We start from the raw sequence: 23,796 nt of genomic DNA, 5'->3' as shown, positions 1-23,796 counted from the left end.
GCCTACCAGCGTCCGGTGGCCGCAACCCACATGAGCGAGGTCCGTCGCCGAAACTCGCTGAGGCCGAGCGTGCCTTGAGACACTCGTGACGGGTCGCCGACGGCCTGCTTCAGGATTGCTTCGGCCTGCCAACCGGCCAGCAAGGCCGGGCGCGCGACGACCGAAACCTTGCCGCGCCGCGCACGGGCCCGCCGCAACCGGCCCAGGGCCTCCCGCCCCAATGCGCGCACGCCGTCCGGCGTGCCGTCAAGCAAGGGGATCCGGCCGCGCGCCTGAAGTTCGGGAATGGCCCTGAACCAATTCGCCACACCCGAAGCAAAGGCGAAATCGCGCACCACGCCCTCATCTGCCGGCCCGAGACACCGGGCCATCACCCAGGTCAGCGTACCGGCGGTGCGGTCGATATAGGCTTCGAAATGCGCCACGTCCTCAAAGGAATCCCGGTAAATATCCCAACGCCTTACCGCGACATACTCATCCAGACTCACCGCCAGATCCGCGGGCAGGATCGCGGCGAGCGGGGACAGCACCTCGTGTCTGCGCGCGCCCTTGCCGTCGGCAATCTCCTGCAACGCATCCCGCCACCATTGCAGCCGCATTTCTGCGATCATCGGCTCCTGCGTGATCCAGGGCGCGCGCGAAACCTCCACGTTGAGGGCGTAGAGCGGGAAAAGAACGCGCCGTGCAGCGACCGGCGCGGCCATTGCGGCCATGAACCGGTCCGGATCGGCCCGTTGGACCAATGCGGCGCAAGCGTTGAGATCCTGGTCGAAGGTCATTTTGGCCGAACGAGACAAAGCGCATAGGCGATCTGATCGGACGCGGCCTTCCACAGCGCCACCTCGCGCGCGTTGTCTGCCAGCGTTTGCTGCAGCGTCTCCTCCGGGTTTTCCGCCCGCAGCTTCGCGATCCGCGCGCTCAATGGCTCATAATATGCGGCCCAGGGCGCGCCTACGATCAGGCGGTGATCGATGGCTTCGTAACCTGCCGCCTCGATCCGTGCCACGATGCCGTCCAGATCCGTCAGGTCCGGATAGTCCTGCCAGAATTCCACCGCCTCGGGGGCTTGGAGACCCGGCAAGCGGACGGGTTCCGAAAACGCCACCCATCCCCTCGGTTTCAAGGCCCCGCGCCAGGCGTTCAATCCCTCGGTCACGCCCAGGAAATAGATGGCGCCAGCGCACCAGATCAGGTCGTAAGGTCCGCCCGGAAGAGCCATGTCGCCTTCGACCACCTGGACGCGCGCACCGAACCTGTGGCACCGTTCCTGCGCCTGTGCGACGAATTGCGGCTGCATTTCAATTCCGGTCAGTCGCGCGCGCGGCAGCGCCTCGGCCAGCGTTTCCAGATCCGCGCCGGGGCCGCAGCCTGCGTCACAGACCTCCAGATCGCCCGAAAGCCCGGTCCTTTCCAGCGCCCAGAGCACGTCTTCCGGACAGCCCGGCCCCTCGCGGGGCAAATCGCGATGCAGGATGAAGAACGACTCCCAGTCCATCACGCCGCCGAATCCCGAGCCCCGCAATCGCGGACCAGCTTCCACTGGATGGCCTCCAGCAACGCCTCGAACGAGGCATCGACGATATTGGCGCTGACGCCCACGGTGGACCAGCGCCGCCCTTTTCCATCCTCGCTGTCGATGATGACCCGCGTGACCGCTTCGGTGCCGCCTTGCGTGATACGCACCTTGAAATCGACCAGATGCATGTCGTCCAGCACCTCGGAATACCGCCCCAGATCCTTGGCCAGCGCCTTGGCCAACGCGTTTACCGGGCCACGGTCGCTGCCGCTGTCGTCCAGGGATTCGCTGACCGACAGTTTCTTTTCGCCATCCACCTTCACCACGACCACCGCCTCGGACAGGCTGACCATCTTGTTGTACTTGTTCTTTCGCCGTTCGACCGTCACCTTGTACCGCTTGACTTCGAAGAATTCGGGCAGCTGACCCAACTCCTCGCGCGCCAGCAATTCAAACGAGGCCTGCGCGGTGTCATAGGAATACCCTTCGGCCTCACGCGCCTTGATGCGGTCGAGGATCCGCCCCAGCGCCGGGTCGCCGTCCCGGACCGTCAGCCCGGCTTCGGTCAGGCGCTTGCGCAGGTTCGACTGGCCAGCCTGATTGGACATGGGGATGATCCGGCTGTTGCCGACGGTCGCGGGGTCCACATGCTCGTATGTCGCGGGATCCTTGAGGATCGCGCTGGCATGCAACCCGGCCTTGTGCGCGAAGGCGGACGCGCCGACATAGGCCGCCTGTTTGGTCGGCACGCGGTTCAGAATGTCGTCCAGCATCCGGCTGATCCGGGTCAGATCGGCCAGCGCGGCCCGGCTCACCCCGGTTTCGAACCGCGAGGCATAAGGTTCCTTCAGCAGCAGTGTCGGGATCAGCGCGGTCAGGTTGGCGTTGCCGCAGCGCTCGCCCAGGCCATTGAGCGTACCCTGGATCTGCCGCGCCCCCGCATCCACGGCCGCCAGCGAGCAGGCCACCGCGTTTTCCGTGTCGTTGTGCGTGTGGATGCCCAGCCGGTCGCCGGGCAGACCGGCACCGATCACTTCGGACACGATTCGGCCCACTTCCGCCGGCAAGGCGCCGCCATTGGTGTCGCACAGCACCACCCAACGCGCGCCGGCCTCCAGCGCGGTGCGGCAGACGGCGATCGCATAGTCCGGGTTGTCCTTGTAGCCGTCGAAAAAATGCTCGGCATCGAACAGGGCCTCACGCCCCTTCCCCGCGACATGAGAGATCGAGGCGCGCACGTTCTCGACATTCTCATCCAGGGAAACCCCAAGCGCATGGGTCACGTGATAGTCATGCGTCTTGCCCACGAGGCAGACCGCTTGTGTCCCGGCATTCATCACCGCAGCCAGCACGTCGTCGTTTTCGGCAGAGCGGCCCGAGCGTTTGGTCATCCCGAACGCGGTCAGCCGCGCCTTGGTGACAGGGGCGGCGTCAAAGAACGCGCTGTCGGTCGGATTGGCCCCGGGCCAGCCGCCTTCGATGTAATCGACACCGAGTGCGTCCAACGCCTGCGCGATCCGGACCTTTTCGGCCGTCGAGAACTGCACGCCCTGCGTTTGCTGGCCGTCCCGCAAGGTGGTGTCGTAAAGGTACAGGCGCTCGGCCATCACACCATCTCCAGTTTCGCGGCGTCAAAGCCGGTTCCCGGTATCAGCTCGACGCCCGATTTGCTGATCCGCACTTCCAGACCGGCCGCGACATAGGCGGCCTTCAACCGGTCCACTTCCGAAAAATCCTTGTTTTCCATTGCCAGAGCACGGGCCGATGCCAACCGTTCGGCAAATGCGGACAGGTCGATTTCGCCCAAATCCGCCCAATGCCCGAGTTCCTCGGTCAGCAGCCCCAACATACGCGCCGAGGCCAGCAGGGTCGGCGCGTCGCCGTCGGAGGCCAGACGGTGGAGTTCGGCGATGGCGCCCGCGGTGTTCAGATCGTCGGCAAGCGCCTCGATGATCGCGGGCGCTGCGCTGGCGGCGGGTTCGATGCCCGCCGTCAGCGCCCGCCACTTGCGCAAGGTGGCCTCGGCCTCGCGCGCCTTCCGTTCGGTCCAGTCCATCGGCTTGCGATAGTGGGTCTGCAGGAAGACGAACCGGATCACCTCGCCCGGCACGCCCTGGTCCAGCAAGTCGCGCACGGTAAAGAAATTGCCCAGCGACTTGGACATCTTCCGGCCCTCGACCTGCAGCATTTCGTTGTGCATCCAGACGTTTGCGAACTTGCCCTCGGGATGCGCGCAGCAGCTCTGGGCGATCTCGTTCTCGTGGTGCGGGAACATGAGGTCGTTGCCGCCGCCGTGAATGTCGAAGCTTTCCCCCAGCAGTTCGAGGCTCATGGCCGAGCATTCGATGTGCCAGCCCGGGCGCCCCCGCCCCCATGGGCTGTCCCAGCCCGGAAGATCGGCGCCGGACGGTTTCCACAGAACGAAATCCATCGGGTTCTTCTTGTAGGGCGCCACTTCGACCCGCGCCCCGGCAATCATGTCCTCGACCGACCGGCCCGACAACGCGCCATAGTGCTCCTTCCACGAATCCACGGCAAACAGCACATGCCCCTCGGCCTCATAGGCATGTCCCTTTTCGATCAGCAGCGCGATCATGTCGATCATCTGCGCAATGTATTCGGTCGCGCGCGGCATGTGGTCGGGCTCGAGAATTCCCAGTTCGCCCATGTCCTCCAGAAACCACCGGGTGGTTTCGGCGGTGATCTCGTGGATCGGGCGTCCGGTCTCCTTGGCGCGCGCGTTGATCTTGTCGTCCACATCCGTGAAGTTGCGCACATAGGTCACGTGTTCGGCGCCATAGACATGGCGCAGCAAGCGATAGAGCACATCGAACACGACGACGGGCCGGGCATTTCCCATATGCGCCCGGTCATAGACGGTCGGCCCGCAGACATACATCCGGACGTTTTCGGGATCGAGCGGAACGAAGGTCTCTTTCGTCCGCGTCCGGGTGTTGTGCAGCTTGATCGTCGTCATCGTTTCGGTTCCTCAGACAGCATGGCTTGCGCGTTGGCGCGGGCTTAGCAACTTGTCTCGGCGATGAAAACGAAAGAAACCGGCCCGCGTGAAGGTTCAGCAGGAAATGCAGCAGGTAATGATGCAGGTCATCCGGTTCATGGCTCTGCCATACCACGGCGCCGGCGCCGCGCCAAGCCTTGAGTAAGGCGACCGCCCGAGTCAGACTGACCGCATGACCCGCGCTGCAGTGAATGACATATGCCGGACGTTGCCGGGCGCCGAAGTCTCCGATCCCTGGGGCGGCGGTCATGACGCATGGAAGATCGGCGGCAAGATGTTCGCCTGCATCGGCACCGCGAATACCGGCGTATCGGTCAAGACGCCGGATGGCGAAACCGCGCAGATGCTGATCGAGGCCGGAATAGGCACCAAGGCACCCTATTTCCATCGCAGCTGGATCCACCTGCCCTGGGGCACGGACCAGGATGAACTGCGCCATCGTCTCGTGACATCCTATGACATCGTGCGCGGATCGCTGACCAAAAAGGCGCAGGCGGCTCTGCCGCCGCGAAGCTGATTGACAATCCCGGCCCGCTCTGTCCCTCTCCACGCGGCAACGGGGAAAGGAGGACGAGCGTGGAACTGTCGCATCGCATCACACACCTGACGGGCGGTGGACCGGACGGGTGGGACGTCTTCTATCGTTCCCGGCGTATGATTGCCGAAGGCGTCGCCGTCACCGAACTGACGATCGGCGAACATGACATCCGGACGCACCCGTCGATCCTGAAGGTGATGAACGACTCGGCGGTGGGCGGGCATACAGGCTATGCCATGGTGCCGGGCACGGCACTGCTGCGCGACACGGTCGCGGCGCGGGTGCAGACCCGCACCGGCGTCCCCACCACCCGCGACAACGTGCTGATCACGCCGGGTGGCCAGGCCGCGCTCTTCGCCGCCCATGCCGCCGTCTGCAATCCCGGCGATGTCGCGCTCTACATCGATCCCTACTATGCCACCTATCCCGGTACGATCCGGGGCGTGGGCGGCGTGGCGAAAGCGGTGCAGGCACGGGCCGAGGACGGTTTCCAACCGCGCGCGGCCGATATCGATGCCGCGGCCGGGGGCGCGGTGTCCCTGCTCCTGAACTCGCCCAACAACCCGACCGGGGTCGTCTATGGGCGCGACACCCTGGAGGCGATCGCCGATGTCTGCCGCAAACGGGATCTGTGGCTGATCTCCGATGAGGTCTATGACACGCAGGTCTGGGACGGCACCCATATCTCGCCCCGCGCGCTACCGGACATGGCCGAGCGCACGTTGGTGGTGGGGTCGATGTCCAAATCCCATGCCATGACCGGATCGCGATGCGGATGGATCGTCGGACCGGCTTGGACCATCGAACATCTGATCAACCTGGCGACGCACACGACTTATGGCGTTCCGGGCTTCATTCAGGACGCCGCAAGCTATGCCCTGAGCGCCGGAACCGAACTCGAGGACGAAATCGCGGCTCCGTTCCTCCGTCGCCGGGCGCTGGCGCAGGAGATTCTTGCGCGGCAGAACGCGGTGACTCCGGTGCCCTCGCAGGGCGCGATGTATCTGATGCTCGACATTCGCGCGACAGGGATGAGCGGCGAACTGTTCGCAAATGCCCTGCTGGACGCGCATCACATCGCCGTCATGCCCGGAGAAAGCTTTGGTCGGGCGGCTGCCGGGCATGTCCGCGTCGCCATGACCATCGAGGACAACGCCTTTGCCCATGCCCTTGGAACGCTCTGTGATTTCGCCGCGGAACTGGCCGAGCGGCGCGCCGCAGAATAGTCCAGGCCCGGTCTGCGGATCAGAACCGGAATGTCGTTCTGAGGTTGAACGTGTTGGTGTCGAAACTGCCGGAAACGCCGTTCAGATCGTCGAAGTCGTGTCGCAGCGCCTCGCCGCTGATGACGAAACGGTCTGACAGAGGATAAGCGACTCCGATGCCGTAGACGGCGGCGTTTTCGCTGTTTCCCGAGGTGTGCGCCCGCGCCGCGCCCAGCACGACATAGCCCAGTGCGGGTCCGAAATCGTAGCCGCCGCGCAGTTTCAGACGGCTGATGTCGTCCAGCGAGCCCGCCCCGGCGCCGAGGTCGATGTTCACATAGTTGTATTCCAGTTCCGCGCCGAGCACGAAGTCGCCGAAATCATAGTCGTACCCGATATGCGGCCCGAAATTGATGTCGTCGCCCCCCGTCCCGCCGGGACCGCCGACATCGGTATAGCCAAAGCTGAAGCCGGCATATGGGCCAGTCCAGTCTTCGGCCCAGGCCGGCAGGCCCAGACACAGACTCACAACCGAGAGCGTTGCGATGAGGGCTTTCATGGTCCTCTCCCGTTACAAGCCGGCTCAACGCGCAGCGCGCAGGGCCGGCAAGCGGCAGCTTCTAGGATTGAACTGGCAACGGAACCCATGGGTGTCAATACAGTCAGAACGCGAAAACGATGCTTGGATTCACCATAGCAGAAGAATCGCTGACGCGGAGTAAAATCCTGTAAACCGACCATTTTTTGCGTCGCAAACAGAATAGATCACAGTGCCGGAACTTGCGTAAGCTTCGGCCAATGAGGAGGACCGGCATGCACGGTGATCTTTGGAAAATCTGCCTTGTGAGCCGCACGATCGGAGCGGACCGGGGGCGTGCTGCTCGCGGAAGGCCTTGAAATCAAAACGTTTTCAAGATCTTCTGCAACCTTCGGACGGAAATTCTCATGAACGATCAATCTCGCAGCTCCTCGCGCAACGGTGGCCGGGCAGCCCGGCGTGCGGCGCGGTCTTCGGCCCTGCCCGACCATCTGCGCGCCGTGCATCCGGGACAGGAAGGCGGATGGCTGAAGCCGCTGACCCAGGAGGGTATGGAGCGGATCCACCGCGCGGCGCTTGAGGCGCTGGAAAAAGTGGGTCTTGCCGACGCGCCGCAGAGCGGCATCGAGCATATGACCGGCGTGGGCTGTACGCTCGGCGACGATGGCCGGATCCGGTTCCCACGGGCGCTGGTCGAAGATACTCTGGCCCGCGCGAACCGGTCGGTGACGCTCTACAGCCGGGACGGCAAGACCGACCTGCTGCTGTCAGGCAACCGGGTGCATTACGGGACTGCGGGGGCCGCGGTTCACATGGTGGATGTGGAGGGCCGGTCATATCGCGACTCGACCGTGCAGGATCTGCATGACGCGGCGCGGATCTGCGAAAAGCTGGAAAACATCCATTTTGTACAACGTCCAATGGTCTGTCGTGACATTTTGGACAATCGCGAAATGGATCTGAACACGATCTATGCCTGCTGCTCGGGCACCTTCAAACATATCGGCACCTCGTTCACCGACCCCAACTATGTCGCTTCGGCGATGGAGATGCTGCACATGATCGCGGGGGGCGAGGACAAGTGGCGGGAACGGCCGTTCGTGTCGAACTCGAACTGCTTCGTGGTGCCGCCGATGAAATTCGCCACCGAAAGCTGCCTGGTGATGGAGGAATGCATCAAGGCGGGGATGCCGGTGCTGCTGCTGTCGGCAGGCATGGCCGGGGCCACCGCGCCCTCGACCGTGGCCGGGGCCATCGTGCAGGCGGTGGCCGAATGTCTGGCAGGGTTGGTTTACGTCAACGCCGTAAAGCCCGGCGCGTCCGCGATTTTCGGCACCTGGCCATTCGGTCTGGACCTGCGGACCGGCGCGATGACCGGCGGCTCGGGCGAGCAGGCCCTGCTGACATCTGGCTGCGCGCAGATGCACAAGTTCTACGACCTGCCCGGCGGCGCGGCGGCGGGGATCGCGGATTCCAAGCTGCCCGACATGCAGGCCGGGTGGGAGCAGATGTGTTCCAACGTGATGGCCGGTCTGTCGGGGCTCAACATGGTCTATGAGGCGGCGGGAATGCACGCCTCGCTGCTGGGATTCTGCCATGAATCCCTGATCCTGGGCGACGACCTGATCGGGCAGGCCCTGCGCTGCGTGCGCGGGATCGAAGTGACCGACGAGACCCTGGCACTGGACCAGATCGCCGAGGTCTGTCTGGGCGGCACCGGACACTATCTGGGCACCGGGCAGACGCTGGGCCGGATGCAGGCGGATTACGTCTATCCCAACCTCGGCGACCGCACCTCGCCCAAGGAGTGGGTGGAGCGGGGCAAGCCCGACCTGATCGAAAAGGCAATCGCGCGCAAGGACCAGATCCTTTCGGAACGCTCGCCGGCGCGCTTCGACGCGGCGCTGGACGCCGCGATCCGCAGCAAGTTCAACATTCACTTGTCCGCGTAACCCGCTGGTGGAAAATAACAATGGCGGCCGGATCGCGCCGGCCGCCACGGATGGGTTTGCGCCGTCAGCCGTCGGTCGCGGGCATCTGACCGGCCTGCTGCGCAGTGGCCACCTCATCCTGATCCAGGGCGCCGTCGCCGTTCGCGTCCATGATCGAAAACGCCTCGGCGCTGATTTCGGGGAAGACGGCCTGCACCTCGTCGATGCTCAGCAATCCATCCCCGTTCGCATCGACGCCGGATTGCGCAACGGCAAGCGCCGGAAGGGCAAGCGCCGCGGTGGCCAGCAGGGCCAGTTTGGTCGGTTTCATTGCGGTTTCTCCAATGCTCATGTGTTTCCTGTGGTCCGGACGCGATCAGGAACACCATTTTGCGATGCGTTGTCAGCGGGGGTGCCCTGCCTGCCGGATTTCCGGCCAAAGGCCGCGAGAATCGCGTAGAAAGCTGCGCGGCGCATTGCACAACCAAGGGCTGAGACCGCCCTTCGGCAAAACTCCTCCGCGCGCATGGGCACAAAACAGCGGATAATGGCCGCCCTGCCCGACTCGGGCAAAAGAAAAGGGGGCCGAAGCCCCCCGTTGAGTTTCGCCGTCCAGGCTCTTTTCATTGACCGCCCGGTGTTTTTTGCCTGCGGCCTGGACGTCGTCTGGGGCGAGCGCACCCGCCCCGTGAGAGAGTGGGAAGGACTGGTCTTCCGTCCCACCCTGTTGCCGGCGAAACATGGGCGTGTTCCACCGCGTGGGATGACGCATTTCAGGTAAGTCGAGGACTTGCCGTCATCCCAGGTTTCGTCGGGACCGGATCACCGAGGGAGACCCAGGCCCCTACGCACCGTTGCCGGTGCGATTTCTTGCGCGGGTCACGAGCAACCGCTCGTCGCCCCGCAGGTGTTGCACTTCATGCAGGTGCCGTTGCGCACCAGCGTGTAGTTGCCGCATTCGCCGCAGGGGTCGCCCTCGTATCCCTGCATCTTGGCCTTGGTCCGGGCATCCATGCCGGTGGCGGTCACGGTTTCCGAGACGATCACCGTTTCCGTCGCCTGCGCCTGGAACCCGGCGGCCGGTTCGGCCATGCCGTTCACCGCCGATCCGCCGCCGTTGAACACCACCAATTCCTGCGGCAGGCGCTTGCGCAGATAGCCGGTCGAACTGATTTGTTTCAGCACTTCCAAAGACTTGGACGCCGCGCTTTCGCTGACTTCGGCGATGTTCTGAACGCCTTCCTCCTCGCCCCGTCCCAGATCGTCGAAGGTTGCGCCTTCGGGTTTCACATGGGCCAGGTCGGTGCGGTCGAGATAGCTGACCGCAAGTTCGCGGAAGATGTAGTCGAGGATCGACGTGGCGTTCTTGATCGAATCGTTGCCCTGCACCATCCCCGCCGGTTCGAACTTGGTGAAGGTGAAGGCATCCACGAATTCCTCAAGCGGCACGCCGTATTGCAGCCCGACCGACACCGCGATGGCAAAGTTGTTCATCATCGCGCGGAAACCGGCGCCTTCCTTGTGCATGTCGATGAAGATCTCGCCCAGGGAGCCGTCTTCGAACTCGCCGGTGCGCAGATACACCTTGTGCCCGCCCACGATCGCCTTCTGGGTATAGCCCTTGCGGCGATGGGGCAGTTTTTCGCGGTGGCTGCGGATGATCTCCTTGACCACGACCTTTTCGATGACCTTTTCCGCCAGAGTGACGGCCTTTTCCTGGGCCGATCCGCTTTCCAGCACTTCGGCCGCCTCGTCGTCATCCTCGACCAGGGCCGCCGCCAGAGGCTGGCTGAGCTTGGAGCCGTCGCGGTAGAGCGCGTTGGCCTTGACGCCGAGGCTCCAGGACAGCTCATAGGCTTTCTGGCAATCCTCGATGGTCGCATCGTTGGGCATGTTGATCGTCTTGGAGATCGCGCCCGAGATGAAGCTTTGCGCCGCCGCCATCATGGTGATGTGGCTGTCCACGCTGAGGAACCGCTTGCCCTTCTTGCCGCAGGGATTGGCGCAGTCGAAGATCGGATAGTGTTCGGGTTTCAGATGCGGCGCGCCTTCGAGGGTCATGGTGCCGCAGACGTGATCGTTGGCCGCCTCTATATCCGCCCTGGTGAAGCCCAAGTGGCGCAGCATGTCGAAGGTCGGGTCGTTCAGCTTGGCCGCCGGGATGCCGAGCACGCCGGTGCAGAACTCTTCGCCCAGGGTCCACTGGTTGAAGACGAAGCGGATGTCGAAGGCGCTTTCCAGCGCGGCGTCGATCTTGGCCAGTTCGTTGGGGCCAAAGCCGTGACCGGTGAGCGAAGTGTGGTTGATCGCCGGGGCGTTGCCGATGGTGCCGTGGCCCACGGCGTAGGACACGATCTCCTCGATCTGGGCCGAGGAATAGCCCAGTTTTTCAAGCGCGGCGGGCACCGACCGGTTGATGATCTTGAAATAGCCGCCCCCGGCCAGTTTCTTGAACTTGACCAGCGCGAAGTCCGGTTCGATCCCGGTGGTGTCGCAATCCATCACCAGACCGATCGTGCCTGTGGGTGCGATCACCGTGGCCTGCGCGTTGCGGTAGCCGTGTTTTTCGCCAAGGCTCAGCGCCTCGTCCCAGGCGGACATGGCCAGTTCCACCAGGCGCTTGTCGGGGCAGTTGGCGTGGTCCAGCGGCACCGGCTTGACCGACAGGGCCTCGTAGCCTTCGGTCGCGCCCTGCGCGGCGCGGCGGTGGTTGCGGATGACCCGCAGCATGTGGTCGGCGTTGCGCGTGTAGCCGGCGAACGGACCCAACTCACCGGCAATCTCGGCCGAGGTGGCATAGGCGACGCCGGTCATGATCGCGGTCAGGGCGCCGCAGATCGCGCGGCCCTCGGGCGAGTCATAGCCATAGCCCATGTTCATCAGCAGCCCGCCGATGTTGGCGTAGCCCAGGCCCAGAGTGCGGAAATCGTAGCTGAGCTTGGCGATCTCCCTGGACGGGAACTGCGCCATCATCACCGAGATTTCCAGCGTCAGCGTCCAGAGCCGGGCGGCGTGCATGTAGTCGTCGGCCTGGAACACGCCATCCTTGAGGAAGGTCAGCAGGTTCATCGACGCCAGGTTGCAGGCGGTGTCGTCGAGGAACATGTACTCCGAGCACGGGTTCGAGCCGCGGATCGGGCCGTCCTGCGGGCAGGTATGCCACTCATTCACGGTGTCATGATACTGGATGCCCGGATCGGCGCAGGCCCAGGCGGCGTGGCCGATCTTTTCCCACAGATCGCGCGCCCGGACGGTCTTGGCCACCTTGCCGTCGGTGCGGTTGATCAGTTCCCAGTCGGCGTCCTTTTCGACAGCCTTGAGAAAGGCGTTGGTGACGCGGATCGAGTTGTTCGAGTTCTGGCCCGACACCGTGCTGTAGGCTTCGCTGTCCCAGTCGGTGTCATAGGTCGGAAACTCGATGCTGTCGTGACCCTGGCGGGCATAGTCGAGCACGCGCTTGATGTAGGTTTCCGGGATCGCGACCTTTTTGGCCTCGCGGATCGCCGATTTCAGCGCGTCGTTCTTCTTGGGGTCATAGGCGTCGTCCTGCGCGCCGTCCCATGTGCGGATGGCCTCGAAAATGCCGTTCAGCATCTTCTCGTGCATCTTCGATCCGGCGACGATCGAGGCCACCTTCTGCTCTTCGAGCACCTTCCATTCGATGAATTGCTCGATGTCCGGGTGATCGGCATCGACGATCACCATCTTCGCTGCCCGACGGGTTGTCCCGCCTGATTTGATCGCGCCAGCGGCGCGGTCGCCGATCTTGAGAAAGCCCATCAGCCCCGAGGACTTGCCGCCGCCCGACAACGCCTCGCCCTCAGCGCGCAGATGGCTGAAGTTGGTGCCCGTACCCGAGCCGTATTTGAACAGGCGCGCCTCGCGCACCCACAGGTCCATGATGCCGCCGTCATTCACCAGATCGTCGGCGACGGACTGGATGAAGCAGGCGTGCGGCTGCGGATGTTCATAGGCCGATTTCGACTTGGTCAGCTTGCCGGTCTTGTAGTCCACATAGTGGTGCCCCTGCGCCGGGCCGTCGATCCCGTAGGCCCAGTGGAGGCCGGTGTTGAACCACTGCGGCGAGTTCGGCGCGGCGCGCTGGGTCGCCAGCATGTAGCGCATCTCGTCGAAATAGGCGCGCGCATCGTCTTCGGTGGAAAAGTATCCGCCTTTCCAGCCCCAATAGGCCCAGGCACCCGCAAGACGGTCGAAGACCTGTTTGGACGAGGTTTCGCCGCTGAACTCGGCCCCGTCATCCGGGACGGAGCGCCAGAGAAACTCGGGCACGTCCTTTTCCTTGACCTTCTTCAGGCGCGACGGAACACCGGCCTTGCGGAAATACTTCTGTGCGATCACGTCGCTGGCGACCTGGCTCCATCCAGCGGGCACCTCGATTTCGTCGAGGCGGAAGACGATGGTGCCATCGGGATTGCGAATCTCGGAGGTCGCCGACACGAAGTCGAGATCCGCATATGCATCCTGCCCTGCCTTGGTGAATTTTCTTTCTATTTTCATGTCCGCCGCCCTAGCTTCAACCAACCTTTGCGTCGGCCCCTGTCGGCCGACCTTTCCCGGAGGGTTATGTCCCCGACCGGGGCCGGTCCGAAAAGACAAAGCCATCCCGGCGCTGCAAGACCGCAGCGTGTAGCCGACACTCGGCTGCACGAATCCTTGATGTGCTTTCCGTCCCTCGCTCGCTGCCTTTCCGGTCATTGACTACCAGATTTAGTGGCAACGCATCCGGCCCACACAATCTGGCGTATCGACCCATAGGAGGTCAACGGCAAATTTCCGATCAAGGCGAAACTTTTTTGTTGACCCGCGATCCGGGCACGCGGCCGCTTTGGGCGCGGGCGATTCCTCCACAGGTTGTTCAGGCGCGAAGCGCGACGGACCGGTGTCGCCGGGTGCGGTCATTTTTCAAGAATCCCGGCGGTGTTAGGCAAAAGACTTAAACGCGGACGCCGGTCACGACGGGTCGGCCAATCCGAGAATCATGGTCGCAACGGGGTCGCGTTTGCCCTAGTCTCAGACACAGCGACCGAAACAAACCGGAACCGGCAGGCCATGCGCGCATCTTTGATCCTTCCGCTCATGGCCCTGACCGTGGCCTGCGCACCACAGCCGGACGGGCCGGTGTCGCGCAGCGCGACCTTTCCGGAGTATCCCGAATCCCTGGTCAACGCCTTCGTCGCGGCCTGCGGCGACCCCGGAGAAACCGTGACGCGGCCGACCAGAACATCGGTGGAATGCCGTCAGCTGCTGCCGCCGGAAACGACCGCCTATCTGATCCTGACATATGACGGCTATCCGCAGGATCTGCCGGAAAGCGTCATGCGCATGACGATCGACGAGATTTCGGCCGGATATCAGGTGGACACGGATTTCTACCTGGACATCCCGAGAAAGGCCGGCGGCATCACGCGGGTGCCGATCGAAAGCGCACGGCTGGACCGCAAGGTGTCGCGGCTGTTGCGGGCCACCGGCGGTACGCCGATCTGAGGATTTCGTGGTCGGGGCGGCGAGATTCGAACTCACGACCCCCTGTACCCAAAACAGGTGCGCTACCAGACTGCGCCACGCCCCGAACCGACCGCTTTCCTAGCGGGGTGGTGGCGATTTGAAAAGCCCTAACAGGGCCAGATCGCCGGGCCGCCTGAAAATATTTCGTGCCGCAATTCCGTGCCGGGCGCGATTCCGTATTTGCGCGCCAACCCGCCGTTGACCTCGAGCACCGCATAGACGCCCTCGCCTCCGTCGATCGTGGTCTCGTCATGCGGAATGGCGTTTTCGTGGATGCGCGTGACTTTGCCTGTCCGGTCCACAAAGATCATGTCCAGCGGGATCAGCGTGTTCTTCATCCAGAACGTCGCCCGCCGCGGCGGGTCGAAGACGAAGAGCATCCCCGACCGCTGCGGCAGGGACTCGCGGAACATCAGCCCCTTGGACCGCTCCTGCGGCGTGATCGCGAGTTCGATGTTGAACCGGATCTGCGCCGTGTCGTTTCTGAGATCCACCACGTCCGCACGGCAGTCGGCCATGCCCTTGACGGCCGCGGCGGTCCAGATCAGGAACGCAAAAGCGAGAGCCGCCCGCATGCCGCAGATCAGTCGTTGAGCGCGGCCTCCCAGGCGAGAACCTGGGCAGCCATCCGACCACGCTTGCCGTCGATGACCCGCATCGCCAGCGCCTCGCCCGGTTGCAGATCGGCCAGGCCCGACCGGCGCAGCACCTCGATGTGCAGGAACACGTCCTCGTCCCGGCCGAACACGTTGGCAAAGCCAAAGCCCTTGCCCTTGTCGAACCACTTGACGCGGGCGGCCTCGAGCGGGGCCTTGGCGATGTCCTCGGGCGCCAGATCCGCGAAATCCGACAGCATCATGGCGTCGGTCCGCTCGGGCGGGGTGATGCTCACGACCTCGACGGCCTGCACGCCCCGGTCGGTCCGGTGCGTCATGATTTCGATGCCCGCGCCGTCAGCGACCGAGCTTTGTCCGAAGTTCCGCAGCACATTCACGTGCAGCAGAATGTCCGGCCCCCCTTCCTCGGACACGACAAAGCCATATCCCTTGGAGGGATCGAACCATTTAACGTGTCCTCGGACTCGGTGCATGCTGTTCAGATCTTCAGGCACTTGTTTCCCATCGTGGATTTTGTCCAGTCATATGGCTTTGGATGTGTAGGATATTGGGGCGCAAATTCAAGTTGAAAAACCCGTTTGTTTTCAGCGCCCTGTATTTCACGATACGCGAACGTCATGGATTCAGCCTCTGCACCTGCCACGCGGCATCCGGCGCCTCGCGGCGCCAGGCGAACCGGTCGTGCAGGCGAAATGCGCCATCGGCCCAGAACTCGATTTCGGATGGTATCAGCCGATATCCGCCCCAGAACGGAGGGCGCGGCGGATTGGTGCCGAACCTGGCGGTGACCTTGGCGACCTCGGCCATCAGGGCAGCCCTGCTGGACAGGGGTTGGGACTGACGCGACGCCCAAGCCCCCAGTCTGCTCTTCAAGGAGCGAGACGCATAATATTCGTCAGCCATCGGACCCTCTTCGCGGGAGATTCTGCCACGCACCCGAATCTGCCGCCGCAACGATTTCCAGTGTATCACAAAGGCCGCCTTGCCGGCACTTTCCAGTTCCCGCGCCTTGGTGCTTCCGTAATTGGTATAGAAAACAAAGGCATCCGCCTCGATCTCTTTCAGCAGGACCATGCGCACATTCGGCAGCCCACCGTCATCCACGGTGGACAGGGCGATCGCGTTCGGATCGTTTGGTTCGGTCTTTTCCGCTTCGCGCAGCCACCGCCCCGCAATATCAAACGGGTCGGCACCGGCGAAGATGCCATCGCGTTCGCTCATTTCCATCCCCTGGAACGACCTGTTTCCGACCCTACGTCGAGAAGTTCGGTCAGGCAATAGCGCGTGGCCTTGAAGCAATCAGGGCAATGACATAAACCACGTCCTCACAACGCGACGACAGGCGGAGAACCGAACATGTCAAATCAGTTGATGGCCGGCAAGCGCGGCCTCATCATGGGACTGGCCAATGACAAATCCATCGCGTGGGGCATCGCCCGCGCCTTGTCCGAGGCCGGGGCCGAGCTTGCCTTCTCCTACCAGGGCGATGCGCTGAAAAAGCGGGTCGATCCGCTGGCGGCCCAACTGGGCAGCGAAATCGTTCTTCCCTGCGATGTCAGCGAGGAGGAGTCCATCGACGCTCTCTTCGCCGCGTTGGCCGACAGGTGGGGGCGTCTGGATTTCGTGGTGCACGCCATCGGGTTTTCCGACAAGAACGAGCTGCGCGGACGTTACGTCGATACCAGCCGCGCCAATTTCAAGCTGACCATGGACGTGTCGGTCTATTCCTTCACCGCCGTGATGCAGCGCGCCGAAAAGATGATGACCGAAGGCGGCAGCGCCGTCACGCTGACCTATTACGGGGCCGAGCAGGTGATGCCGCATTACAATGTGATGGGGGTTGCCAAGGCCGCGCTGGAGGCGTCGGTGAAATACATGGCCGAGGATCTGGGCAAGGATGGCATCCGGGTCAACTCGATCTCGGCGGGGCCGATCAAGACCCTGGCCGCCAGCGGCATCGGCGATTTCCGCTACATCATGAAGTGGAACGAATACAACTCGCCGCTGCGCCGCAACGTCACCATCGACGATGTGGGCAAGTCGGCGCTGTACCTGCTGTCGGATCTCAGCAGCGGCGTGACCGGCGAGAACCTGCATGTGGACTCGGGCTATCACATCGTCGGCATGAAGGCCGTCGATGCGCCCGACGTGGAAAAGGGTTGACCCGGATGAGCGCCAAGGACCGCCTGCCCCACGAAAAGGGCTTTCACATCAGCTGGGATCAGATCCACCGGGACGCCCGGGCGCTGGCCTGGCGCCTGGACGGGCACGGGCCGGACGACGGCGCCTGGCGCGCCGTGGTCGCGATCACGCGGGGCGGCATGGCCCCGGCGATGATCGTGAGCCGTGAACTGGACATCCGCACCGTGGACACGATCAGCGTCCGGTCCTACCACCACCAGGCGCAGGGCGAGGCCGAGGTGCTGAAATCGCCCGATGCCGATCTGATGGGCGATGGCGAGGGCATTCTGATCATCGACGATCTGGTGGACAGCGGAAAGACGCTGGAACTGGTCCGCAGGATGTATCCCAAGGCACATTTCGCCACCGTCTACGCCAAACCCAAGGGCCGCCCGATGGTGGACACCTTCATCACCGAGGTGAGCCAGGACACCTGGATCTTCTTCCCCTGGGACATGGCGCTGCAATATGTCGAGCCCTATCGCGGCACGGATTGAGGCACTGCGCCTGTGCCCGGCCGCCCTTCGAGTCTGCCAATGACGGCGGCGGGTGCGGCCACGGCGTCGGGCGCCCAAATCGATCCGGCCCGTCCAGATTTTTCGGAACCTTGTTCATGAGCACCACGCGCACCGCCACCACCTTTGCCCCGCCCGTGATGGAAGCGCGCCGCTGGGTGCAGGGCGTGACCTTTCCGGCCGACCGCCCCCTGATCAATGTCAGCCAGGCCGCGCCGGTCGATCCGCCGCCCGAGGCGTTGCGCCGGGCCATGGCGGAGTTCGCGATCACCCAAGACAGCGCCCATCTATACGGTCCGGTCCTGGGCAACGACGATCTGCGCGCGGAACTGGCAGAGCAGATTTCGGCCCACTACGGCGGCGCGGTTTCCGCGGCGCAGGTCGCGATCACCAGCGGTTGCAATCAGGCCTTTGCCGCCGCGATGTCCGCGATCACCGGCGAAGGCGACGAGGTCATCCTACCGACACCGTGGTACTTCAATCACAAGATGTGGCTCGACATGGCCGGGGTGCGCGCGGTCGATCTGCGCACCGGCGACGATCTGTTGCCCGACCCGGAGGCGGCCCGCGTCCTGATCACCGGCAAGACCCGCGCGATCGCACTGGTGACGCCGAACAATCCCGGCGGCGTCGAATACCCCGCCGAGCTGGTGCGCGCGTTTTTCGAGCTTGCGAAAGAGCACGGTCTGAAACTGCTGGTCGATGAGACCTACCGCGATTTCGACAGCCGCAGCGACCCGCCGCATGATCTGTTCGGGGATGCGGATTGGGATGCGACTCTGGTGCATCTCTATTCGTTTTCCAAAGCCTACCGGCTGACCGGGCATCGGGTCGGCGCGCTGGCCACCAGCCCGGCCCTGCTGGCCGAGATCGAGAAGTTTCTCGATACCGTCGCGATCTGCCCCGGCCAGATCGGGCAGTTCGCCGCGCTTTGGGGCATGCGCAACCTGTCGCAATGGCTGGCTGGGGAACGGGCCGAGATCCTCGACCGCCGCGCCGCGATTGCCGAGGGAATGCCGGCGCTGGAGGCCAAGGGCTGGCGGCTTTTGGGGCTTGGGGCCTATTTCGCCTATCTGGAGCATCCGTTCGACATGCCCTCGGACGTGCTGGCGCAGCAGCTCGTGGCCGAGGCCGGGGTGCTGCTGCTGCCGGGCACCATGTTCATGCCCGAGCACGACGCCGACGGGCAACGGCAGGTGCGCATCGCCTTTGCCAATCTCGACCGCGCCGGAATCGGCCGGTTGTTCGCGCGGTTGCAGGCCGTCACCTTCTGAGCTTGCCCCCCGGTTGCGCGCGTCGTATTCAAGGCCGCAATGATCGGGCAGAAACGAGCCGAACAACCTGGGGAGCACCATGGCCGCGCGTATGAAGAGTTTCTCGAAGACCTTTGTCTGGATCCTCATGGGCCTGCTGATCCTGGGACTGGCGGGATTTGGCGCGGTCAACCTGACCGGCACGGTGCGCACGGTGGCGCAGGTCGGGGACGAGACCGTTTCGGTCGATGCCTATGCCCGCGAGTTGCAGCGCGAAATCCGCGCCATCGAGGCGCAGACCGGCCAGCCGATGCAGATGTCGCAGGCGCGCGACCTGGGCCTTGATCAGGTGGCGCTGGCGCGGCTGATCGCTCTGGCCGCCATCGACAACGAAGTGGCGCGGATGGGGATTTCCATCGGGGATGAAAATCTGCAGCGCGAAATCGTCCAGATCCCCGCCTTTCAGGGGCTGGACGGCACGTTCGACCGCGAAGCCTATCGCTTTCAGCTGGATCAGGTCGGGTTGACCGAAGCGGAGTTCGAAGCCGACATCCGCAAGGAAACCGCGCGGACGCTGGTTCAGGGGGCGATCATGGAAGGTGTCGTCATGCCCGACACCCTGGCAGATACTCTGGCGGATTACGTCGGCGCGCGGCGCAGCTTCACCGTCGCCACGCTGGGCGCGGAACAGCTGGAAACCCCGGTCGCGACGCCGACCGAAGAGCAGATCGCCGCCTTCTATGACGCCAACACCGACCGGTTCACCCTGCCCCGCACCAAGCGCCTGACCTATGCGCTGCTGTCTCCCGAGATGTTGCTGGACACGGTGGAACTGGACTCGGACACGGTGCGGCGCCTCTATGAGCAGCGGGAGGCCGAATTCAATCAGCCCGAGCGGCGGCTGGTCGAACGCCTGGTCTTTGCCGATGACGCCGCGGCCGAAAGTGCGATGGCACAGGTCGAGGTCGGCGGCACCACGTTCGAGGCGCTGGTTGCGGATCGCGGGCTGGACCTGCGCGACATCGATCTGGGCGACGTGACCGCCGAGGATCTGGGTGATGCGGCGGAGCCTGTCTTTGCCGCCGAAGTGGGCGAGGTGGTCGGTCCCCTGCCCTCGGACCTTGGCCCGGCCCTGTTCCGGATCAACGGCACGCTGGCCGAACAGATCACGACCTTCGAACAGGTCGAGGCGGAACTGCGCGACGAGCTGGCCGCCGAACGCGCCCGCCGCCTGATCGAGGCGCAGTCCGAGGATATCAACGATCTGCTGGCGGGCGGCGCGACCCTGGAGGAACTGGCCGCCGAGACCGAGATGGAACTGGGCCAGATCGACTGGACCGAGGACAGTTCGGACGGGGTGGCGGCCTATGACGGGTTCCGGACCGTGGCGCAAGCTGTGACCGCGGACGACTTCCCCGAGATCGCGTTTCTGGAGGACGGCTCGATCTTTGCCGTGCGTCTGGACGAGGAATTGCCGCCGCGGCCAGAACCTTTGGACAGCGCGCGCAACCGGGTGATAGCCGCCTGGGTTCAGGAGGAAACCGGCAAGGCGCTGGAAGCGCAGGCCAACCGCCTGATCACACAGCTGGCCACGGATGGCGATTTCGCCGCGACGGGGCTGCCGCATCGGGTGGAAAACGGGCTGACGCGCTCGGCCTATCTGGAGGGCGTGCCGGTGGACTTCATGGCGCAGGTCTTCGAGATGGAGCCGGGAGAATTGCGCGTGATCGCCGGGCCGGGCACCGCGCTGATCGTGCGGCTGGACGAGATCCTGCCGCCGGCGGAAACCGAAGAGCTGACGCAGATGCGCGCGGCCCTGGGCGAGCAGTTGAACCAGGCGTTGGCGCAGAACATCTTTGACATCTATGTGCGTGACGCCCAGACCCGCGCCCGCCCGACGCTGGATCAGCGGGCGTTGACCGCCGTACAGTCCAGTTTCCAGTAAGAGACCGTCATGGCCCTGACCCCGGATTTCGACAGGTTCGCCCGCGCCTATGAGGCAGGCGAGAACCAGATCGTCTATGCCCGTCTGGCCGCCGATCTGGATACGCCGGTGTCGCTCATGCTCAAGCTCACCGGTGCCCAGAAAGACGCCTTCATGCTGGAATCGGTGACCGGCGGCGAAGTGCGGGGGCGGTATTCGATCATCGGCATGAAGCCCGACCTGATCTGGCGCTGCCACGGGGAGCGCTCAGCGCTGAACCGCTCGGCGCGGTTCGATGCGGAGGCGTTCGAGGCGCAGGACGGCAATCCGATGGAGAACCTCAGGGCGCTGCTGGCGGAAAGCCGGATCGCCCTGCCCGACGATCTGCCGCAGGCGGCGGCGGGGCTGTTCGGGTATCTGGGATATGACATGGTACGGCTGGTCGAGCACCTGCCCGACGTGAATCCCGACCCTTTGGGCCTGCCGGATGCGATCATGCTGCGCCCCTCGGTGGTGGCGGTGCTGGACGGAGTCAAGGGCGAGGTCACGGTGGTCTCGCCCGCCTGGGTCAGCGACGGGCAGAGTGCCAAGGCGGCCTATGCGCAGGCCGCCGAACGGGTGATGGATGCGGTGCGCGATCTGGAGCGTGCCATGCCCGCCGAAACCCGCGACCTGGGCGAGGCGCACGAGGTCGCGCCGCCGGTGTCGAACTTCACCAAATCGGGCTATATGGCGGCGGTCGAGAAGGCCCGGGAGTACATCCGCGCCGGCGACATTTTTCAGGTCGTCCCGGCGCAGCGCTGGACGCAGGACTTTCCGCTGCCGCCCTTTGCGCTCTATCGGAGTCTGCGGCGCACGAACCCGTCCCCCTTCATGTTCTATTTCAACTTCGGCGGATTCCAGGTCGTGGGCGCCAGCCCGGAAATCCTGGTGCGCGTCTTTGGCAAGGAAGTTACCATTCGCCCGATTGCGGGTACACGGCCCCGCGGCGCGACGCCCGAGGAGGACCGCGCGCTCGAGGCGGATCTGCTGGCTGACGAAAAGGAACTGGCGGAACACCTGATGCTGCTGGATCTGGGCCGGAACGACACCGGTCGGGTGGCCAGGATCGGCACGGTGCGGCCGACCGAGAAGTTCATCATCGAACGCTACAGCCACGTGATGCATATCGTGTCGAACGTGGTGGGCGAACTTGCCGAGGACAAGGACGCGCTGGATGCGTTCTTTGCCGGGATGCCGGCGGGCACGGTTTCGGGGGCGCCCAAGGTCCGGGCGATGGAGATCATCGACGAGTTGGAACCGGAAAAGCGCGGCATCTATGGCGGCGGTGTCGGGTATTTCAGCGCGGGCGGTGACATGGACATGTGCATTGCGCTGCGGACCGCCATCGTGAAGGATCGAAAGCTCTACATCCAGGCGGGCGGTGGCGTCGTCTTTGACAGCGATCCCGAGGCGGAATACATGGAGACCGTGCACAAATCCAACGCCATTCGCCGCGCAGCGGCGGACGCGGCCCGGTTCACCGGCAACGGCAACCGCTGAACTCCGCCACGCCGTTTAGAATATGGCGCGACCGGTGGTCGGTCCGTCGCTGGAAGTCATCCCCCGACGCCGTTGGTCAGGACCGCCGAGATCGGCGCAAGGGCGACACGGCTGGCGCGGTCCTGCAGGCCCCACAGCAGCAGGGCCGAGATCGTGTCGGGCCGCACCCGGCCCAGCATCACCACCGCGCCCTCCTGCCCCGCGCGGAATGCGGCCTGATCCAGAAAACGCCGCATCACCTTGGGCTCCTGCCCCGCGCCGTCGAAATCCCGGAACACCACGGCCGACGGCACGCCGTTGCGCGCCGCGAGTTTCTGCGCGGTGTTCAGCCCGTTGTTCTGGGTGACGAGGCCGCGGCCGGTGCCCCCGGCAATGGCGGCCACCTGGTCCGCAAGCGCCCGGTTGCCCTGAATGCCCGTCGTGGTGCCTTCGAGAATGCCGACGGTTTCGGGAATGGTTTCGAGCCATACGGACAGCGAGACCTCGGCATCCTGGGGCGTCGCCTCGGGCGGCAGGTCAGTGAGGGCCAGAACCTCGAACCCGGCCTCGCGGTAGCGCGCGACCTTTTCCGCCGCGTCCGGGTCCGTCGGACTGACGGCGAAGCTGAGCGGATAGGGAAATTCCGCAAGCGCCTCGGCGCCGAAAGAGCCGGCATCGTCGATCAGGACGATGGCCATCAGCGGGCGGCCTTCGGGGTTTTCGAATTCGGCGGCGTATTGCTGGATCGGCGGCAACTCCGGTTCCGGCTTGGGTTGCGATACGGCGGTGGGCGGCACTTCGTCGTCGCGGTCCGTCAGGGGCAGGATCCGGGTTCCGACGCTCGGCCCGGACGGTGAGGTGGCGATGCCGCCGATCTGAGGCAGCGTCGCGATCCTGGGACGGTCGCCCGACTCCGAGGCGCGCCGTCCGAGCGTCTGCTCCGGCACGGTGCGCGGCGTGTCCGATTTGCGCTGGGCGGCGGCGACATTGGGTTCGGGCGCGGAACCGTCGTCAACGTCATCCTCCGCCGCTTTCGGGGCGGACGCCGTCGCCGGCCTGTCATCCACGTCGATGGGCTGCACGTCGTTCCGGGGCGACACCGGCAAGGCCGCGGGCTGCGCCGGAACCGCGGGGGCCGACGGGGCGGCGGGCTCGACCTCTATGGCGACATCCGTGGTCACGTCCGGGGTTTCGACATCCTGTGCCGCGGTTGCGATTTCGGGCCGCGGAATCGACCTTTTGTCGGTGTCTTCCAGTTCGGTGACGGTGTCGTTGCCGACATCCCCGCTTTCGGGCGCTTGCGGTGCCAGTTCGACCAGATCGGAATCCGGGCCGGGGTTTTCCAGCGGGGCGTCCGTAGCCACCTGAACCGCGGGCGCGGGCGCCGGCGCCTCGGTCTTGACTTCGGGATTGCGGGCCAGCGGTGTCGTCAGCGACAGGTACGCCCCGGCACCGACCAGAACGGCCACACCTGCCATCAATCCACCCAGAAATCCGCGCATCGCTGCTTGC

General features: G+C 64.5%; 20 protein-coding genes and 1 tRNA gene. 9 read left to right on the top strand and 12 right to left on the bottom strand.

Features of this window, described 5'->3' with window-relative positions; all coding sequences use genetic code 11:
• Positions 1 to 2: 2 nt before the first annotated feature.
• Genes AC2FNJ_RS07450 through cysS form a run of 4 tightly spaced genes read right to left on the bottom strand, consistent with a single transcriptional unit; the run spans position 3 to position 4,493 of the window.
• Positions 3 to 779 carry a squalene/phytoene synthase family protein gene (locus AC2FNJ_RS07450; RefSeq protein ID WP_496763587.1) on the bottom strand — a complete coding sequence of 259 codons (777 nt, stop codon included), beginning with the start codon at positions 777 to 779 and terminating at the stop codon, positions 3 to 5.
• On the bottom strand, positions 776 to 1,495 hold the full coding sequence (locus tag AC2FNJ_RS07445) for a class I SAM-dependent methyltransferase (protein ID WP_496763603.1): 720 nt from the start codon (positions 1,493 to 1,495) through the stop codon (positions 776 to 778). Before AC2FNJ_RS07445 ends, AC2FNJ_RS07450 begins: the two co-directional genes overlap by 4 nt.
• Positions 1,495 to 3,123, bottom strand: coding sequence for a citramalate synthase (cimA, locus tag AC2FNJ_RS07440; RefSeq protein ID WP_496763586.1), 1,629 nt, complete (start codon positions 3,121 to 3,123; stop codon positions 1,495 to 1,497). The genes AC2FNJ_RS07445 and cimA overlap by 1 nt, the downstream gene beginning before the upstream one ends.
• The gene (cysS, locus tag AC2FNJ_RS07435; RefSeq protein ID WP_496763585.1) at positions 3,123 to 4,493 is read right to left on the bottom strand and encodes a cysteine--tRNA ligase; all 1,371 of its coding nucleotides are present in this window, start codon (positions 4,491 to 4,493) and stop codon (positions 3,123 to 3,125) included. The genes cimA and cysS overlap by 1 nt, the downstream gene beginning before the upstream one ends.
• Before the next feature lie 214 nt (positions 4,494 to 4,707).
• Between cysS and AC2FNJ_RS07430 the strand changes: the two genes are divergently transcribed.
• Together AC2FNJ_RS07430 and AC2FNJ_RS07425 are read left to right on the top strand one after the other, a co-directional pair.
• Complete coding sequence (locus AC2FNJ_RS07430; protein ID WP_496763584.1) at positions 4,708 to 5,052, top strand: MmcQ/YjbR family DNA-binding protein; 345 nt, start codon at positions 4,708 to 4,710, stop codon at positions 5,050 to 5,052.
• A gap of 59 nt (positions 5,053 to 5,111) precedes the next feature.
• Complete coding sequence (locus AC2FNJ_RS07425; protein WP_496763583.1) at positions 5,112 to 6,299, top strand: pyridoxal phosphate-dependent aminotransferase; 1,188 nt, start codon at positions 5,112 to 5,114, stop codon at positions 6,297 to 6,299.
• A 19-nt stretch (positions 6,300 to 6,318) separates the two neighbouring features.
• On the opposite strand, the gene AC2FNJ_RS07420 is transcribed toward AC2FNJ_RS07425, so the two are convergent.
• Positions 6,319 to 6,837 carry an outer membrane protein gene (locus tag AC2FNJ_RS07420; protein ID WP_496763582.1) on the bottom strand — a complete coding sequence of 173 codons (519 nt, stop codon included), beginning with the start codon at positions 6,835 to 6,837 and terminating at the stop codon, positions 6,319 to 6,321.
• 386 nt (positions 6,838 to 7,223) lie between these two features.
• On the opposite strand from AC2FNJ_RS07420, the gene AC2FNJ_RS07415 reads away from it, so the two are divergent.
• Positions 7,224 to 8,768: a trimethylamine methyltransferase family protein gene (locus AC2FNJ_RS07415; RefSeq protein WP_496763581.1), complete on the top strand. Its 1,545-nt coding sequence runs from the start codon at positions 7,224 to 7,226 to the stop codon at positions 8,766 to 8,768.
• A 64-nt stretch (positions 8,769 to 8,832) separates the two neighbouring features.
• Here the strand turns inward: AC2FNJ_RS07415 and AC2FNJ_RS07410 are convergent, their stop codons facing one another.
• The gene (locus tag AC2FNJ_RS07410; protein ID WP_496763580.1) at positions 8,833 to 9,078 is read right to left on the bottom strand and encodes an EF-hand domain-containing protein; all 246 of its coding nucleotides are present in this window, start codon (positions 9,076 to 9,078) and stop codon (positions 8,833 to 8,835) included.
• Between the two features lie 548 nt (positions 9,079 to 9,626).
• The gene (locus tag AC2FNJ_RS07405; RefSeq protein ID WP_496763579.1) at positions 9,627 to 13,265 is read right to left on the bottom strand and encodes a vitamin B12-dependent ribonucleotide reductase; all 3,639 of its coding nucleotides are present in this window, start codon (positions 13,263 to 13,265) and stop codon (positions 9,627 to 9,629) included.
• Between the two features lie 552 nt (positions 13,266 to 13,817).
• Between AC2FNJ_RS07405 and AC2FNJ_RS07400 the strand changes: the two genes are divergently transcribed.
• Positions 13,818 to 14,252, top strand: coding sequence for a hypothetical protein (locus AC2FNJ_RS07400; RefSeq protein WP_496763578.1), 435 nt, complete (start codon positions 13,818 to 13,820; stop codon positions 14,250 to 14,252).
• Positions 14,253 to 14,260: 8 nt separating this feature from the next.
• Here the strand turns inward: AC2FNJ_RS07400 and AC2FNJ_RS07395 are convergent.
• The 4 genes from AC2FNJ_RS07395 to pdxH form a co-directional block, all read right to left on the bottom strand.
• A tRNA-Pro gene (locus AC2FNJ_RS07395) sits at positions 14,261 to 14,337 on the bottom strand.
• Positions 14,338 to 14,380: 43 nt separating this feature from the next.
• Positions 14,381 to 14,848: a DUF192 domain-containing protein gene (locus AC2FNJ_RS07390; protein WP_496763577.1), complete on the bottom strand. Its 468-nt coding sequence runs from the start codon at positions 14,846 to 14,848 to the stop codon at positions 14,381 to 14,383.
• Positions 14,849 to 14,856: 8 nt separating this feature from the next.
• On the bottom strand, positions 14,857 to 15,384 hold the full coding sequence (locus AC2FNJ_RS07385) for a cold-shock protein (RefSeq protein WP_496763576.1): 528 nt from the start codon (positions 15,382 to 15,384) through the stop codon (positions 14,857 to 14,859).
• Positions 15,385 to 15,505: 121 nt separating this feature from the next.
• On the bottom strand, positions 15,506 to 16,111 hold the full coding sequence (gene pdxH / locus AC2FNJ_RS07380; protein ID WP_496763575.1) for a pyridoxamine 5'-phosphate oxidase: 606 nt from the start codon (positions 16,109 to 16,111) through the stop codon (positions 15,506 to 15,508).
• 135 nt (positions 16,112 to 16,246) lie between these two features.
• Here pdxH and fabI point away from each other — a divergent pair, with 135 nt between their 5' ends.
• The 5 genes from fabI to trpE all read left to right on the top strand — a co-directional run bounded on the left by fabI (position 16,247) and on the right by trpE (position 22,305).
• Positions 16,247 to 17,053, top strand: a complete 807-nt coding sequence (fabI, locus tag AC2FNJ_RS07375; RefSeq protein WP_496763574.1) for an enoyl-ACP reductase FabI — start codon at positions 16,247 to 16,249, stop codon at positions 17,051 to 17,053.
• Positions 17,054 to 17,058: 5 nt separating this feature from the next.
• Positions 17,059 to 17,568: a xanthine phosphoribosyltransferase gene (gene gpt, locus AC2FNJ_RS07370; protein WP_496763573.1), complete on the top strand. Its 510-nt coding sequence runs from the start codon at positions 17,059 to 17,061 to the stop codon at positions 17,566 to 17,568.
• Positions 17,569 to 17,684: 116 nt separating this feature from the next.
• Positions 17,685 to 18,860 carry an aminotransferase gene (locus tag AC2FNJ_RS07365; protein WP_496763572.1) on the top strand — a complete coding sequence of 392 codons (1,176 nt, stop codon included), beginning with the start codon at positions 17,685 to 17,687 and terminating at the stop codon, positions 18,858 to 18,860.
• Positions 18,861 to 18,939: 79 nt separating this feature from the next.
• A complete protein-coding gene (locus AC2FNJ_RS07360; protein WP_496763571.1) occupies positions 18,940 to 20,784 on the top strand; it encodes a peptidylprolyl isomerase in 1,845 nt (614 codons plus the stop codon).
• A gap of 9 nt (positions 20,785 to 20,793) precedes the next feature.
• Complete coding sequence (gene trpE, locus AC2FNJ_RS07355) at positions 20,794 to 22,305, top strand: anthranilate synthase component I (RefSeq protein ID WP_496763570.1); 1,512 nt, start codon at positions 20,794 to 20,796, stop codon at positions 22,303 to 22,305.
• Positions 22,306 to 22,361: 56 nt separating this feature from the next.
• On the opposite strand, the gene AC2FNJ_RS07350 is transcribed toward trpE, so the two are convergent.
• The gene (locus tag AC2FNJ_RS07350) at positions 22,362 to 23,786 is read right to left on the bottom strand and encodes a divergent polysaccharide deacetylase family protein (RefSeq protein ID WP_496763569.1); all 1,425 of its coding nucleotides are present in this window, start codon (positions 23,784 to 23,786) and stop codon (positions 22,362 to 22,364) included.
• Between the last annotated feature and the right edge of the window lie 10 nt (positions 23,787 to 23,796).

Source organism: Ruegeria sp. BHSB196 (assembly GCF_059613135.1).
Note: the sequence above shows the minus strand (reverse complement) of the source record. Positions and strands in the feature narration are given on the sequence as shown.

Excerpts from the sequence above, each read along its gene's own strand:
- AC2FNJ_RS07450 (WP_496763587.1), bottom strand. The coding sequence starts at position 779 with ATGACCTTCGACCAGGATCTCAACGCTTGCGCCGCATTGGTCCAACGG.
- AC2FNJ_RS07445 (WP_496763603.1), bottom strand. The coding sequence starts at position 1,495 with ATGGACTGGGAGTCGTTCTTCATCCTGCATCGCGATTTGCCCCGCGAG.
- cimA (WP_496763586.1), bottom strand. The coding sequence starts at position 3,123 with ATGGCCGAGCGCCTGTACCTTTACGACACCACCTTGCGGGACGGCCAG.
- cysS (WP_496763585.1), bottom strand. The coding sequence starts at position 4,493 with ATGACGACGATCAAGCTGCACAACACCCGGACGCGGACGAAAGAGACC.
- AC2FNJ_RS07430 (WP_496763584.1), top strand. The coding sequence starts at position 4,708 with ATGACCCGCGCTGCAGTGAATGACATATGCCGGACGTTGCCGGGCGCC.
- AC2FNJ_RS07420 (WP_496763582.1), bottom strand. The coding sequence starts at position 6,837 with ATGAAAGCCCTCATCGCAACGCTCTCGGTTGTGAGTCTGTGTCTGGGC.
- AC2FNJ_RS07415 (WP_496763581.1), top strand. The coding sequence starts at position 7,224 with ATGAACGATCAATCTCGCAGCTCCTCGCGCAACGGTGGCCGGGCAGCC.
- AC2FNJ_RS07410 (WP_496763580.1), bottom strand. The coding sequence starts at position 9,078 with ATGAAACCGACCAAACTGGCCCTGCTGGCCACCGCGGCGCTTGCCCTT.
- AC2FNJ_RS07405 (WP_496763579.1), bottom strand. The coding sequence starts at position 13,265 with ATGAAAATAGAAAGAAAATTCACCAAGGCAGGGCAGGATGCATATGCG.
- AC2FNJ_RS07400 (WP_496763578.1), top strand. The coding sequence starts at position 13,818 with ATGCGCGCATCTTTGATCCTTCCGCTCATGGCCCTGACCGTGGCCTGC.
- AC2FNJ_RS07390 (WP_496763577.1), bottom strand. The coding sequence starts at position 14,848 with ATGCGGGCGGCTCTCGCTTTTGCGTTCCTGATCTGGACCGCCGCGGCC.
- pdxH (WP_496763575.1), bottom strand. The coding sequence starts at position 16,111 with ATGAGCGAACGCGATGGCATCTTCGCCGGTGCCGACCCGTTTGATATT.
- fabI (WP_496763574.1), top strand. The coding sequence starts at position 16,247 with ATGTCAAATCAGTTGATGGCCGGCAAGCGCGGCCTCATCATGGGACTG.
- gpt (WP_496763573.1), top strand. The coding sequence starts at position 17,059 with ATGAGCGCCAAGGACCGCCTGCCCCACGAAAAGGGCTTTCACATCAGC.
- AC2FNJ_RS07365 (WP_496763572.1), top strand. The coding sequence starts at position 17,685 with ATGAGCACCACGCGCACCGCCACCACCTTTGCCCCGCCCGTGATGGAA.
- AC2FNJ_RS07360 (WP_496763571.1), top strand. The coding sequence starts at position 18,940 with ATGGCCGCGCGTATGAAGAGTTTCTCGAAGACCTTTGTCTGGATCCTC.
- trpE (WP_496763570.1), top strand. The coding sequence starts at position 20,794 with ATGGCCCTGACCCCGGATTTCGACAGGTTCGCCCGCGCCTATGAGGCA.
- AC2FNJ_RS07350 (WP_496763569.1), bottom strand. The coding sequence starts at position 23,786 with ATGCGCGGATTTCTGGGTGGATTGATGGCAGGTGTGGCCGTTCTGGTC.